Raw genomic sequence first — 14,684 nt, 5'->3', positions numbered from 1 at the left:
TTCCTAGTTTGCTCTTTTATTTTCATTGAGTATAAAACCTTGAAGAGTTGCCCCTTCAAGGTTTTTCTTATACAAATAAACGGACAAAGCTATAAAGTAGCAAGATACTACCAAGCACGATACGGTATTTACCAAAAAGGGTAAAGTCGTGTTTTTTCACATAGCTGGTCAAGAAACGAATAGCGACCATACTGACTGCAAAGGCTACTCCCATCGCAACCAAGAGCAAGAACAATTGCCCAAAGCTCAAGAGTTGTCCTGCTTTTACAAATTTGAAAATCTTTAAGGCACTAGCTCCAAACATAACTGGAATTCCAAGATAGAAGGTGAATTCCGTTACAACAGAACGACTGGTTCCATTCAACAAACCACCGACAATCGTTGCTCCAGAACGGCTTGTCCCTGGTAAAAGGGCAAGAACCTGGAAGAGACCGATATAGAAGGCTGTCGTATAAGGAAGTTTATCTAACTCTGTCACACTTGGCTCGATAGCACGCGCTTTATTGCGCTTTTCCAAATAGATAAAGGCAATCCCATAGATAATCAACATGAGAGCAACAGAAACCATGTTATGGAAATGGGTATCAAACCAATCATCAAACTTAAATACGGCAAGCAAAGGTAAAGTTGCAACCAAGACCTTCAACCATAGTCTCCAAGTCTTACGAACTTCCTGCTTGTCCTTAGTCGGTTTGAAAGGATTGAGCTTATTAAAGTAAATAACCATGACCGCCAAAATCGCACCTAATTGAATTACAACATTAAACATGGACATAAAGGCTTCGTTTTGATTTTGATATTGGATAAATTCCTCTGCTAAAATCAAGTGACCTGTACTAGAAATCGGCAACCATTCCGTAATTCCTTCAACAATTCCGAAGAAGATAGATTTTAAAATTTCAATAAGATACATAGATTACTCCTTTTTTCTATCTTCCATTATAGCATACTTTTTCAGTCTATGGCAGTTCTCTTTAAAAGGCGCCGATACTGCCACCGCCTCCACCGCCAGAGAAGCCACCGCCAGAACTTCCACTTCCAGAAGATACAGAGTAGGTACTTGCTGTATTTGCGACACTGGCATATTGGCTCATTTGCGCGCTTGAATGATAAAACATACTATGCCAACCATAAGCTACATATAGATTGATATCTGGATTTTCAACTTGAATCTGATGAACCTTCATCAAATGACTAACCTTGTCCGCATAGCCAAATAAGGTCGCATAGACCAAGAGGCGATTCCAGACTACAATACTTTCCAACTCTGCCTGATCCAATCGTGCAATCTCACGCAACATATTTTCAAAACTGGTCCAGAGATAGTAGACCTCTGCTCCTGCCTCATTTAGGACACCATCACGGTTATCTAGTCGAAGTTTCCAATAATAGAAAACAGCCAAAACCAAACCTAGAAAACCAAGTATTGGCAAGAGGAAGTAAAGATAGCCATAAACATCCAAACTGTACAAGAACAAACCAAATCCAATAAATAGGGGCAAGATAGTGGAGAGTCCCATACCCACTTGCAAAGCCTTTTCCCCACCAGTTAAAGGACGATAGTAATCTGGAAGCCCCCAGAAGGTAACTCGATTTCTCACTCCTTCTTGCATCTGGTTCAATACTTCTTCAAAAGAAGATTTGAGTTGACGCCCCTTTGCTTGAATCCGTTTTTCATCAGAGACTTTTGCTCTACGATAAAGACTATCAGATACCTTGTAATCCGCAAACAAATTGGAAAGAGTTTCTTCTTTTTTGCCTGAAAAAGCCAGATTTAGACAGTCTTTCTCAAAGCTTGACAAACCATCTTCTTTTACTATCCTCAAGCCAACTGCATCTCCTTCTGAAATGATAGAGACATTTCCACGGTCTATCACATCTAGCAAGGTAGCTTGAATAAGTTGGTCAAAGGTGAATTTGCCAGCCCCCTTGACCAAGGGACTCACTTCCTCCAAGGAGGTCGAGTAGACAGCCTCTGATAAAACCATAGGCTCTAATTCCATTGGTGGTTCATAGAGACGATGATTTTTGGCATATTTGACCGAAGGAGTGGTCTTTCTTCTATAGATAAAATAGAAGCAGACACTCAATAACAAGGAGATAGAAAGTATCGAAGGGAAGACCCAAGTAAGGAGTTGTTTACTTTGCTCTTTTTCTTTAACAATCGAGTCTTCTACCTTATTAAATTCTTCTAAATGATTTCCTTTCAAACCCTGATCCCTAGCGCTAGCAAAATCAGTTCGAGGCCAATAGGCATGCAATTCAACTCCACGCTTAGCCGGAAGATTGTCCAAACGAATAGTATAATCAAGGCTACTCTTTTCAATCGTTCCCTCTCTAAAAAGTTTCCCTGTATGGAAAAAGAGTTTTTCAGCTCCCTTGTCTCCCCTTACATGAAATTCAAACTTGCCAATAGCCCCTGAACTATCTGTTAAAGGTTGCCAATTTAATTCAGCAATGTCATCATATAGGAAAAGCAAATTTTTTAAGTTCCATGTAAGCTCAACTTCAACTGTGTCGCCTTCCTGGCCTGGATTATAGACTCTCACAGTATAACCATTCGCTTCTTCTGTCACTTCGCTCGTAACGTCTGCTAGTTCAGCACCATTTTTCGCAGCCTGAACCTTTGGATGAGGATCAATGTCAAATCCACTAGGCATCTTGCCAGCACGTCCAAGTCCCACGATTTGGCCCTTAAAGTCCTCCTCAAACTGATAAACTATCTTTTGTCTAAATTCTGCCGTATTGTCTGCATGAATATACAAATCCCCTTGATAAGAGTTTATCTTGAAATCAATGGCGAAAACAGAAAGTGGCAGAAGGCAAAACAAGCCTAAGACCAGTAAGAAAAAAGTTTTTTTCATCAACTAAGCCCCCTTTTTATCTTTCTTATCATTATAGCATTTTTTCTTAAGTAAGGGCTTACCCATATTGAAAAATAAAGTTTTTTTCGATAAAATAGGAGACAGTTATTTTTTAATAGATTAGAATAGGAGAAATCATGAGAAAAATATACTTATCTATTTTCACAAGTCTCTTGCTGATGCTAGGACTTGTCAATGTTGCTCAAGCCGATGAATATTTACGCATCGGGATGGAAGCAGCATATGCCCCCTTTAACTGGACCCAGGATGATGATAGCAATGGAGCTGTCAAAATCGATGGAACCAACCAGTATGCCAACGGATACGATGTTCAAATCGCCAAGAAAATCGCTAAGGACTTAGGTAAAGAACCTTTGGTTGTTAAAACCAAGTGGGAAGGTCTAGTCCCTGCCCTTACTTCTGGTAAGATTGACATGATTATCGCAGGTATGAGTCCTACTGCCGAGCGTAAACAAGAAATTGCCTTTTCAAGCAGTTACTACACTAGCGAACCAGTTTTGCTTATCAAAAAAGATTCTGCCTACGCAAATGCTAAATCTTTGAATGACTTTAATGGTGCGAAAATCACTTCTCAACAAGGTGTTTACCTTTATGACTTGATTTCACAAATCCCAGGTGCTAAAAAAGAAACAGCCATGGGAGACTTCGCTCAAATGCGCCAAGCTCTTGAGGCTGGTGTCATCGATGCCTATGTTTCTGAACGCCCAGAAGCTCTGACTGCCGAAGCTGCAAACTCTAAGTTCAAGATGGTCCAAGTAGAACCAGGTTTCAAAACTGGGGAAGAAGATACAGCTATCGCCATTGGACTTCGTAAAGATGACAATCGTATTAGCCAAATCAATGCCAGCATTGAAACCATTTCAAAAGACGACCAAGTTGCCTTGATGGATCGTATAATCAAGGAACAACCTGCCGAAGCTACAACAACTGAAGAGACTAGCAGTAGTTTCTTTAGCCAAGTCGCTAAAATTCTTTCTGAAAACTGGCAACAACTCTTGCGTGGTGCTGGTATCACTCTTTTAATCTCTATCGTCGGAACCATCACAGGTCTCATTATTGGACTTGCCATTGGTGTCTTCCGTACTGCTCCTCTCTCTGAGAATAAAGCCATTTACAGCTTACAAAAACTAGTTGGCTGGATTCTCAATGTCTACATTGAAATTTTCCGTGGTACCCCAATGATTGTTCAATCGATGGTTATCTACTATGGAACTGCTCAAGCTTTCGGTATCAACCTTGACCGCACACTGGCTGCTATCTTCATCGTTTCGATCAACACTGGTGCCTACATGACTGAAATCGTCCGTGGTGGTATCCTAGCAGTTGACAAGGGACAATTTGAAGCCGCGACTGCTCTTGGTATGACTCATAATCAAACCATGCGTAAGATTGTCCTACCTCAAGTAGTCCGTAACATCCTGCCAGCAACTGGTAATGAATTTGTCATCAATATCAAAGATACATCTGTATTGAACGTTATCTCGGTTGTCGAACTTTATTTCTCAGGAAATACCGTGGCAACGCAAACCTATCAATACTTCCAGACATTTACAATCATCGCCGTGATTTACTTTGTCCTCACCTTCACCGTAACACGTATCCTACGCTTCATCGAACGCCGCATGGACATGGATACCTATACTACAGGTGCTAACCAAATGCAAACGGAGGATTTGAAATAATGACACAAGCAATCCTTGAAATTAAACACCTCAAAAAATCCTATGGCCAAAACGAAGTGCTAAAAGACATTTCACTCACTGTCCACAAGGGAGAGGTAATCTCTATCATCGGAAGCTCTGGAAGCGGGAAATCGACCTTCCTACGCTCTATTAACCTACTTGAAACACCAACTGATGGACAAATCCTTTATCATGGACAAAACGTCCTCGAAAAAGGCTATGACCTCACGCAATACCGTGAAAAGTTGGGGATGGTGTTCCAATCCTTTAACCTCTTTGAAAATCTCAACGTGCTTGAAAACACAATTGTCGCTCAGACAACTGTCCTTAAACGCGAACGCACAGAAGCTGAAAAGATTGCCAAAGAAAACCTGGAAAAGGTCGGTATGGGAGAACGCTACTGGCAAGCGAAACCAAAACAACTCTCAGGTGGTCAAAAACAACGTGTGGCCATCGCTCGTGCCCTCTCCATGAATCCAGATGCTATTCTCTTTGATGAACCAACATCAGCTCTCGATCCAGAAATGGTTGGAGAAGTCCTCAAAATCATGCAGGACCTGGCTCAGGAAGGCTTGACCATGATTGTTGTAACCCACGAAATGGAATTCGCCCGTGATGTCTCTCACCGTGTTATCTTCATGGATAAGGGTGTAATCGCTGAAGAAGGCAAACCAGAAGACCTCTTCACCAATCCTAAAGAAGACCGTACAAAAGAGTTCCTTCAACGCTATCTCAAATAAAAAGAAAAGGCTGCATCAACTGTGCAGTCTTTTTGCTGTTCAAAATGAAAAGGCAGATTCTCTATCTCTACTACTTGAGGGTCAAGAATCCGCCGTTATCCAAAGATTAATCTTCAAATTTTTCATGATTTTTTTCATAGAAATCAATTAGGCCTAGGGCTGTTTCAAATGAAATATTTTTTACTTTTGCACGACCCTGCGCCAGAGCAATGATAGACATTTCACGCGCATTCGTTTCTTTAGAGATACGGTAGCCTGTGATTTTCTTATCACGAACCCAGCCAACAACTGATTCTACTTTTTCAAAGTTTGACTTAGCCATGTTTTTCTCCTATTTTCTTCTTTACAATACTTAATTGTATACGTTTTTACTACTTTTGTCAATAAAAAACATATATTCAATAAAATAAATGACCCAGAATCTTCTTACTTCCTTTTTAAAGCCGATAATATATAGTTTTCCGCTTACTATAACCTATCAGTATGCTCCTAAAAAACAATTGCATTATTAAACCTTAAATTTGTAAAAATATTCACGTATGCTGAATACCAGTTTCTCAATAGGATAGACAGGATTTACTATTTCATTCTATCTATTCCTTTTAAATCAACAAGCCCACTAAAGATAGTCTTTCACTCCTCACTATCTCTAAATCATTCCGTTTTCTTTCTCCTTCTTTGTTTCCTTTCCTGTCCTTATCTATATCTTATCCATTTCACAACCGGTACTACTTACTTTGTACAATCTTGCATCTTCTGATTACATACCCACTTTCCAGCTAGTCATTTAAAATCAGTATCACTAGCTATTGCATGTCTAGCACTATTGTCTATCTCACGAGTTTTTTCGACCAACTCACCTAGCAGTCATCTCACAAACATTGATTATTTTTTTTGATTCCTATTATATTTAGAGAAATCTCAAATTATAGTAAGTAATTCTGCCGCCTTAATATAAACAGAATCGAAAATAATAGGTGTTATAGTGAGTTGTAGTAGAAATAGCACGATAAGCTTCCTAAAACCATAGGAATCGCCCCCTTTCTTCACTCTCATTATAACACCTATACATCAGTTGTGCAAATAATATGATATTTTTTTATTAGTCCTCAGACAAGCATATTATAAAGCGTTTCGTTCCCATTTAAGTTAATATAAGCCGGATCAAAACCTTCCATTCTACGGATCAAACCTGCATAATCATGCTTATCTGCTAAAGCGATCCCAATTAATACTGGGCCTGTTCCCTTGCTAGCTCGTTTGATATACTCAAATCGTGTGATATCATCATTTGGCCCCAGGATATCATTTACAAACTCACGCAAAGCTCCTGGACGCTGTGGGAAATTGACCACAAAGTAATGCTTGATCCCATCATAAATCAAGGCACGTTCTTCCATTTCTGGCATACGGTTGATATCATTATTTCCTCCAGAAATGATACAACAAATGGTTTTCCCCTTGATATATTCAGCTAAAACTTCTAAAGAAGCAATACTAGCTGCTCCAGCAGGTTCTGCAACAATCCCTTGTTTAGAGTAGAGGTCAATCAAAGTTTCAGAAATCAATCCCTCATCGACACCTACCAAGGTTTGAACATGTTGACGAGTTGCTTCATAGGTCAATTGACCTACCTTCTGTACAGCAATCCCATCCGCAAATTTGTCAATTTCCTTGAGCTTAACAGGTCCACCAGCTTCAAAGGCAGCCTTCATGGAACGCGCTCCATTCGCCTCTACTCCGATAACCTCAATCTCTGGACTTGTTTCCTTGATATAGGTAGAAACCCCAGCAATGAGACCCCCACCACCAACAGGAACCAAGACAGCATCAAAATCAATCGATTCTTTTCGAGCTTCTTCTAAAATCTCATAAGCAACTGTTCCTTGACCTGCTTGAACATGAGCATCATCAAAGGGATCAATAAAAGTACGATTTTCAGAAACTGTAAATTCTTGAGCTGCCTTAGCTGAAGCATCAAAGGTATCTCCAACTAGTTTAATGGTTACGAAGTCCCCGCCAAAAAAGCGAACCTGCCCAATTTTTTGTTGCGGAGTGGTAATGGGCATAAAAATAGTAGCAGGAATTTTCATCTCATTGCAGGTATAGGCTACTCCCTGCGCATGATTTCCCGCAGAAGCGCAGACTACCCCACGTTCACGCTCTTCCTTGCTGAGCTGGGAAATGGCATAATAGGCACCACGGATCTTAAAAGAACGAACACGCTGGGCATTTTCTTTTTTCAAATAAATCTTAGCACCATACTTCTCCGATAAATAATGGTCATAATCAAGCGGTGTATTAACGACCACACCATTCAAGACCTTATGAGCCTTGATGATATCTTTTGAACTTAACATATAAAACCTCTTTTTCTATAAAAAACAGTCACTAATGACTGTTTTTTTAGTTATTCATCTCCAAAAACTTCAGCAACACTTTCATGATATTTATGAGCCATACGAATTGAAAACTCTTTAGGAAGTTCATAACGATTTGTGGAAATCCAATCATATAACCATTCTGCCAAACTTTCTTCACTATCATTACGATGGAAGATAAAATAGTTTAAAACTTCTTTATATTCTACATCATTCAAATCCAGCGTGTCTACAAATTGACTACGAGAAACAAAATTAGAATCTAATTTTCTTAGTTGATCTGTCAATTCTCCCAATTGTAAATCCAACTGAAAAAATAATTTTTGCAGTTGCCTATCAGTTTCATCACATCCTGTCTTGATAGAAAACAAATTGGTAATATTCATATGATTTCAACCCCTAAATAAGTATATCTAATATCCCACGAATAGCTGAAGCTACTATTTTAGCAAAATTTTTTGCTTTCTAATTAGTTATAGATTTTGAATGCATCATCGTCGTTTTTACCAACGAATGGCATTGCTTTACGCAATTCTGCACCAACTTTTTCAATTTCAAGGTTAGCTGCTTGTTCACGGTAAGCAGTCAATTTTGGACGTCCAGCTTTATAGTCATTTACAAAGTCATTTGCAAATTTACCATTTTGGATATCAGCCAAGACTGCTTTCATGTTTTCTTTAACTTGTTCAGTGATTACACGTGGACCTGATACATAGTCACCGTATTCAGCAGTGTTTGAAATAGATTGACGCATTTTCTTGAATCCACCTTCATAGATTAAGTCAACGATCAATTTCATTTCGTGAAGAACTTCAAAGTAAGCCAATTCTGGAGCGTAACCTGCTTCTGTCAAGACTTCGAAACCTGCTTCGATAAGGGCAGTCAAACCACCACAAAGTACTGCTTGTTCACCAAACAAATCTTCTTCAGTTTCTTCTTTGTATGTTGTTTCAAGAAGACCTACACGAGCTGCTCCAACACCTTTACACCAGTCCATAGCAATGTTTTTCGCATTTCCTGTTGCATCTTGGTATACTGCGTAAAGAGCTGGTACACCAAATCCTTCTTCGTAAGTACGGCGTACCAAGTGCCCTGGTCCTTTAGGAGCACACATAAAGACATCTACATCCGCAGGAACTTTGATAAATTCGAAGTGAATGTTGAAACCATGAGCAAATCCAACTGCATTCCCAGCTTCCAAGTTTGGAGCGATTTCTGCTTCGTACAATTCTTGTTGGATTTCGTCTGGTGCCAAAATCATGATAACATCAGCCAATTTAGTTGCTTCTGCTACTGTGTAAGTGTCAAATCCATCTTCTTTTGCTTTGTCAAAAGATTTACCTGGACGTACACCGATGATGACATCACGACCTGAGTCACGCAAGTTTTGAGCATGCGCATGTCCTTGTGAACCATAACCGATAACGGCGATTTTTTCACCGTCAAGTGCTGCTACTTTAACATCTTTTTCGTATTCCATTTGAACTGCCATAGTTTTTCTCTCTTTTCTATCATTTATTGCCTTTTAGGCTGGTTTAACAAATTTAAGTTGGATTTTTAGTCACGGGTAAATCCAGTTGCACCCGTTCGAGCAATATTGCGAATACCGTATGGTCGAATGACTCGTAATAGAGCTTCACTCTTTTCAGCATTTCCTGTCATCTGAATGGTAATCGAGCTTGGCGCTACGTCTACCACTGTTGCACGGAAAGGTTGAATAATCGCTAGAATCTCAGCTCGCTTCTCAGCTGGCGCTGACATCTTAACCAAAATCACCTCGCGCTCCAAATGAGGCTTGTCTGTAATATCACGAATGCGAATCACATCAATCTGACGATTGAGTTGCTTGATAATTTGCTCCACTTCATCATGAGAAGCAACATCAATAATAATGGTGATACGCGATACATTCGGATCTTCTGTTGCTCCAACAGAGATGCTTTCAATATTAACCTGACGACGAGATAAGACACCTGTAAAGCGATTGAGGACTCCTGAACGATTTTGTAGTTTTGCTGTTAACATTCTACGCATGGAACTTCACCCCCAACATCTCATGATTACTCTTACCAGCCGGTACCATTGGTAACACCTGTTCCTTACGAGAAATATCTACCTCAATTAGCATAGGAACATGCTCAGTGATGACTTCAAGGTCTTGAGCCAAGGTCTCAGGATTGTCAAACTTATAGTTTTTAATACCATAAGCCTGCGCCATCAATTGGAAATCAGGAAGGGTATCAAAGACCGACTCTGATGTTCTTCCTTCATAGAAGGATTCCTGCCACTGGCGAACCATTCCAAGTGAATGATTGTTCAGCATAACCACCTTGATTGGCACCTTGTAAATATTCAAAATAGCCAACTCCTGGTTGGTCATTTGGAAACCACCATCCCCAACAAACAAGACTACTTCCTTATCTGGGTTAGCAATTTTAGCCCCGATTGCTGCTGGAATTCCGAATCCCATGGTTCCTAAACCACCTGAAGTCACTAACTGACGTTCATTTTGGTAGGGATAATACTGGGCTGTCCACATTTGGTGTTGACCAACATCTGTTACCACAATGGCATCTCCATTCGTCAATTCACCAATGCGTTCAATAACTGCTTGCGGTTGAACCACACGCTCTTTCTTATCATAAGAACGAACACGGTTCTTGTCTTTAGTAACTTTCTCAATCCATTTCTCAGTATTGTTATGAACTGTCGGTTCTGCTAGCAACATTTGCAAGGCTTTCTTAGCATCTCCAACTACAGGAATATCTGCACTGATAATCTTGCCAATCTCGGCTGGGTCAATATCAATATGGGCAACCTTAGAATTCTTAGCAAAAGTCTTTGGATTTCCTGTCAAACGGTCATCAAAACGAGAGCCAATACTAATCATAAAGTCCGTCTCTGTCATGGCAATATTCGCTGCGAAAGAACCGTGCATCCCCCCCATTCCAAGGAAGAGTGGGTGAGTCGTTGCAATTGTTCCTTGACCTAAGAGAGTTGTTACGACTGGAATTTGATAGCGTTCTGCAAATTCATTTAATTCTGCCGCAGCCTCAGCATAACTAATTCCACCACCAGCTAACAAGACTGGCTTTTTAGCCTTGGACAATTGCTTCAAGATTTTCTTGATTTGCATATCATTTGGCTCAAGAGTCGGCTGATAGCTTGGTAGGTTCACTTCTGGTGAATAGATGAAGTCTGTTTCTAAAGCAGATACGTCTTTAGGTAGGTCAATGACGACTGGCCCTGGTCGACCTGTAGTTGCGATATGGACAGCTTCCGTAATGATGCGCGGAATATCAGCTGTCTCACGAACTTGGTAATTGTACTTAGTGATTGGCATGGTAATTCCCACGATGTCTGCCTCCTGAAAGGCATCCTTCCCAATCCCTGCTCGCCCTACCTGACCTGTAAAGACCAAAAGGGGAACACTATCGCTCATGGCATCCGCAATCCCTGTAATGGCATTTGTTGCTCCCGGTCCGCTAGTAACGACGGCAACACCCAACTTTCCAGTTGATTTAGCATAACCTTCAGCTTCATGCAGACAACCTTGCTCATGGCGTCCTAGAATGTGGTGAATACCTTTAAAATTATATATCGCATCATAAAAAGGCAAGACTGCACCACCAGGATAACCAAAGATGGTATCAATTCCTAAATCACGAAGTGTTTCCAAAACTAGGTCCGAACCCGTCTTAGGAGATTCTAAACTGATTTTCTCCATTGTTCCCCTTTCTTTCCTCTTAAAAATAACTTGTTACTATCATACCATTTTTTAAAAAATTTTCAAGAGAAAAGAAGAAATTTTCTGAATTTTCTATTTTAACGTTTATTTATGAATGTTATTTTTGTTTTTATTAAAAAGATACCGTTTTCATTTACTGAAAAAGAAAAAAGAACTGATTTCTCAGTCCTTCATTAATCGGCTCTTATTCCACACTAAATAGATAGGGGTAAACAGGTTGTTGACCTTGGTGGATTTCAACTTCAAGATCCTCAAATTCTTCTGCGATTTCTTGAGCGATTTCATTGGCAAGTTCTTCGCTTCCGTCTTCACCGACATAGAAGGTTACGATTTCACTGTCTTCATCCAACATATGTTTCAAAGTTTCTGCCAAGGTTTGGTGCATGTCAGGGTTTGACACGAGGATTTTCCCATCCACCATACCAAGATTATCGTTTTCATGGATTTCTAAGCCATCAATGGTTGTATCACGCACAGCTGTTGTGACGCTTCCACTAACGACATCGCTAAGAGCTGCAGTCATACGCTCTTGGTTTTCTTCAATGGACTTGCTTGGATCAAAGGCAAGAAGACTTGTTAAACCTTGAGGAAGAGTACGAGCCTCTACCACTACTGCTGGTTGTTCCAAAACTTCTGCTGCAGATTGAGCTGCCATGAAGATGTTCTTGTTGTTTGGCAGGAAGATAATGTTACGAGCGTTGACCTGTTCAACAGCCTTGATAAAGTCTTCTGTTGAAGGGTTCATGGTTTGACCGCCTTCGATAACATAATCCACTCCTTGAGAACGGAAGATATCTGCTAGACCTTTACCAGAAACGACAGCAATCAAAGCATACTCTTTTTCTTCAGCTGGTTTGCTAACTTGGGCAGCTTCTTTTTCAACCTGTGCTTCGTGTTGGTTACGCATATTGTCAACTTTTACCTTGACCAAGCTACCATATTTGAGACCTTCTTGCATGACAAGTCCTGGATCTTCTGTATGGACATGGACTTTGACAATTTCATCATCATTGACAACAAGGAGAGAATCCCCAAGTTCATTCAAGTAGTTACGGAACTCGTCGTAATCAAAATCTTTGGTATAGGTTGGACCTTGCTTAAGAGCTACCATGATTTCAGTACAGTAACCAAAGGTAATGTCCTCAGTCGCTACGTGACCAGCTACAGACTTGTGGTGCTCCGCATTGATCATCTCACTCATGTTGGCAGGAGTGGCTACAAAGTCCTCAGATGCAATATATTCGCCAGTAAGAGCTGAAAGGAAACCTTCGTAGATGAAGACCAATCCTTGACCACCTGAGTCCACAACGCCAACTTCCTTCAAGACTGGAAGCATGTCTGGTGTTTTAGCTAGAGCTGTTTTAGCACCTTCTAAAGCTGCGCGCATGACTTCAACAGCGTCATCTGTTTGCTCAGCTTTTTTCTTAGCACCGATAGCAGCCCCACGAGAAACTGTCAAAATCGTTCCCTCAACTGGTTTCATCACTGCCTTATAGGCAACTTCTACACCTGATTGGAAAGCAAGAGCCAAGTCTTGACCTGTTAACTCGTCTTTATCCTTGATGGCTTGTGAAAATCCACGGAAAAGCTGAGAGGTAATAACACCTGAGTTCCCACGCGCACCCATCAAAAGCCCTTTAGCAAGAATGCTCGCTACCTCGCCAACTGTAGAAGCTGGCTTGTCTGCAACTTCTTTAGCACCATTTTCAATGGTCATTCCCATGTTTGTTCCAGTATCTCCATCTGGAACGGGGAAGACATTTAATGAATTGACATATTCAGCTTGCTTATTCAAGCGAGTTGATGCAGCCTGCACCATTTCTTGAAATAAGCTAGTAGTAATTTTTGACACGGTTATTCTCCTACAACTTTGATATTTTGAATGTAGACATTTACAGTCTGAGCAGTAATTCCAAGCTGGTTTTCCAAGCTAAAGGCAACACGCTCTTGAATGTTTTTTGACACTTCACTAATCTTTGTTCCGTAGCTCAACACGGTATACACATCAACTGCAATGCTGCCATCTTCGGCTGCCTTTACGACGACACCTTTAGAATAATTTTCCTTACCTAGAAGGGCTTGAAAATTATCTTTGAGGGCATTTTTACTAGCCATACCGACCACACCAAAAATTTCAGTTGCTGCTCCACCTACGACGGTTGCAATCACTTCATCTGTTAGTTCGATTTGACCATCTTTTGTATTAATTTTTACAGTCATCCTTTTTACCTCAACTAGTTGATACTCTATTTTATCATATTTCAGCCCAAGTGTAAAAGCAGAATACTGTATCAGCGGATATTTACTCTGCTTTTAAAATGATTTTTTCGCTATGACAAAAGAAAAAGACCCTGAGGTCTCCTTGCTTTTATTATTAAACGCGTTCAACTTTACCTGATTTCAAAGCACGAGCTGAAGCCCAAACTTTTTTAGGTTTACCATCGATAAGAACAGTAACTTTTTGAAGGTTTGGTTTTACGGCACGTTTTGTTTGGTTCATCGCGTGTGAACGGTTGTTTCCTGATACAGTCTTACGACCTGTAAAGTAACATACTTTAGCCATTTGTGTTTTCCTCCTATTAGATCTAATATAGCGGATGTGCTAGCACCACATACCGTACTATGTTATCACACTTTCTTCATTTTTGCAAGGGAATTGGAAGATTTTTTTATTTATTGTGATTCGAATGTGATATTGAAAGTTCTATAATGAAGTTAGCCACCCAGCCCTCCTAAAAATTAGATGGTTCAACTAGCTGATAGCTAGCACTCGATTTCATTTGATAAGAGGCTTGATGCTGTTAGGCTGACAAGCCAAGGCTAAGATTAGCCTTGGTTTAGCTGACAAAACTGCTTCAAGGGTTCCTCTTGTCAAATGAAAGCTCTTCTAGGCATAAGAAAACACCTCTGTGTTATACTTGTTGTTCAATCACAAATACAAGAAAGGCACAGAGATGCAAAACCATTATACTACAAAAGCCAAACATTTGATAATCGATAGCCGTCGCTTAATCGAACGATGGAAAAAGGAAGGGAAATCAAATAGAGAAATCGCCTCTTTACTTGGAAAAGCTCCTCAAACTATCCATACTGAAACAAGCGTGGGACAGTCTGACAATGTCTTGGAAAAGGACGCTTTAAAGAGGTTTATTCTGCCGACTATGCTCAACAGTCTTATGAAAATAATCGCAAGCGCTCGGTCAAGAAATCAAGATTGACCAAGGAACTAAAGGAAAAGATTCTCCACT

13 protein-coding genes and 1 pseudogene are annotated in these 14,684 nt (G+C 40.2%); 3 read left to right on the top strand and 11 right to left on the bottom strand.

The genetic code is table 11. The annotated features are described in order from the left end of the window. Positions 1-67 precede the first annotated feature (67 nt). Both HT701_RS03050 and HT701_RS03045 read right to left on the bottom strand, forming a co-directional pair. Positions 68-913, bottom strand: a complete 846-nt coding sequence (locus HT701_RS03050; protein WP_172931211.1) for an undecaprenyl-diphosphate phosphatase — start codon at positions 911-913, stop codon at positions 68-70. 61 nt (positions 914-974) lie between these two features. After that, positions 975-2,864: a DUF2207 domain-containing protein gene (locus HT701_RS03045; protein ID WP_172931210.1), complete on the bottom strand. Its 1,890-nt coding sequence runs from the start codon at positions 2,862-2,864 to the stop codon at positions 975-977. A 137-nt stretch (positions 2,865-3,001) separates the two neighbouring features. On the opposite strand from HT701_RS03045, the gene HT701_RS03040 reads away from it, so the two are divergent. Together HT701_RS03040 and HT701_RS03035 are read left to right on the top strand one after the other, a co-directional pair. Continuing rightward, the gene (locus tag HT701_RS03040; protein ID WP_172931209.1) at positions 3,002-4,567 is read left to right on the top strand and encodes an ABC transporter substrate-binding protein/permease; all 1,566 of its coding nucleotides are present in this window, start codon (positions 3,002-3,004) and stop codon (positions 4,565-4,567) included. After that, on the top strand, positions 4,567-5,307 hold the full coding sequence (locus HT701_RS03035) for an amino acid ABC transporter ATP-binding protein (RefSeq protein ID WP_000189477.1): 741 nt from the start codon (positions 4,567-4,569) through the stop codon (positions 5,305-5,307). The genes HT701_RS03040 and HT701_RS03035 overlap by 1 nt, the downstream gene beginning before the upstream one ends. 106 nt (positions 5,308-5,413) lie before the next feature. Here HT701_RS03035 and HT701_RS03030 read toward each other — a convergent pair whose 3' ends face one another. The 9 genes from HT701_RS03030 to rpmB all read right to left on the bottom strand — a co-directional run bounded on the left by HT701_RS03030 (position 5,414) and on the right by rpmB (position 13,999). Further along, entirely contained in the window at positions 5,414-5,629 is a 216-nt protein-coding gene (locus HT701_RS03030; protein WP_001130036.1) for a hypothetical protein, read from the bottom strand. Positions 5,630-6,416: 787 nt separating this feature from the next. Next, a complete protein-coding gene (gene ilvA, locus HT701_RS03025; protein ID WP_000952975.1) occupies positions 6,417-7,667 on the bottom strand; it encodes a threonine ammonia-lyase IlvA in 1,251 nt (416 codons plus the stop codon). 50 nt (positions 7,668-7,717) lie between these two features. Next, positions 7,718-8,074, bottom strand: coding sequence for a hypothetical protein (locus HT701_RS03020; protein ID WP_001027903.1), 357 nt, complete (start codon positions 8,072-8,074; stop codon positions 7,718-7,720). Between the two features lie 83 nt (positions 8,075-8,157). Then, complete coding sequence (gene ilvC / locus HT701_RS03015; protein WP_172931208.1) at positions 8,158-9,180, bottom strand: ketol-acid reductoisomerase; 1,023 nt, start codon at positions 9,178-9,180, stop codon at positions 8,158-8,160. A 65-nt stretch (positions 9,181-9,245) separates the two neighbouring features. Further along, complete coding sequence (gene ilvN / locus HT701_RS03010; protein ID WP_001253803.1) at positions 9,246-9,722, bottom strand: acetolactate synthase small subunit; 477 nt, start codon at positions 9,720-9,722, stop codon at positions 9,246-9,248. Beyond that, positions 9,715-11,415 carry an acetolactate synthase large subunit gene (locus HT701_RS03005; RefSeq protein ID WP_000411733.1) on the bottom strand — a complete coding sequence of 567 codons (1,701 nt, stop codon included), beginning with the start codon at positions 11,413-11,415 and terminating at the stop codon, positions 9,715-9,717. Before HT701_RS03005 ends, ilvN begins: the two co-directional genes overlap by 8 nt. Positions 11,416-11,620: 205 nt before the next feature. After that, positions 11,621-13,288, bottom strand: coding sequence for a DAK2 domain-containing protein (locus HT701_RS03000; protein WP_050223458.1), 1,668 nt, complete (start codon positions 13,286-13,288; stop codon positions 11,621-11,623). Between the two features lie 2 nt (positions 13,289-13,290). Continuing rightward, positions 13,291-13,656, bottom strand: coding sequence for an Asp23/Gls24 family envelope stress response protein (locus HT701_RS02995; RefSeq protein WP_000216436.1), 366 nt, complete (start codon positions 13,654-13,656; stop codon positions 13,291-13,293). A gap of 154 nt (positions 13,657-13,810) precedes the next feature. Beyond that, a complete protein-coding gene (gene rpmB / locus HT701_RS02990) occupies positions 13,811-13,999 on the bottom strand; it encodes a 50S ribosomal protein L28 (protein ID WP_001140948.1) in 189 nt (62 codons plus the stop codon). Positions 14,000-14,390: 391 nt separating this feature from the next. Here rpmB and HT701_RS02985 point away from each other — a divergent pair. Continuing rightward, positions 14,391-14,684: pseudogene (locus HT701_RS02985) on the top strand (helix-turn-helix domain-containing protein); the annotation flags it as partial.

Source organism: Streptococcus sp. 10824, assembly GCF_013276595.1.
GTDB lineage: Bacteria > Bacillota > Bacilli > Lactobacillales > Streptococcaceae > Streptococcus > Streptococcus pseudopneumoniae.
This window is presented reverse-complemented; position numbering and strand designations above follow the sequence as displayed.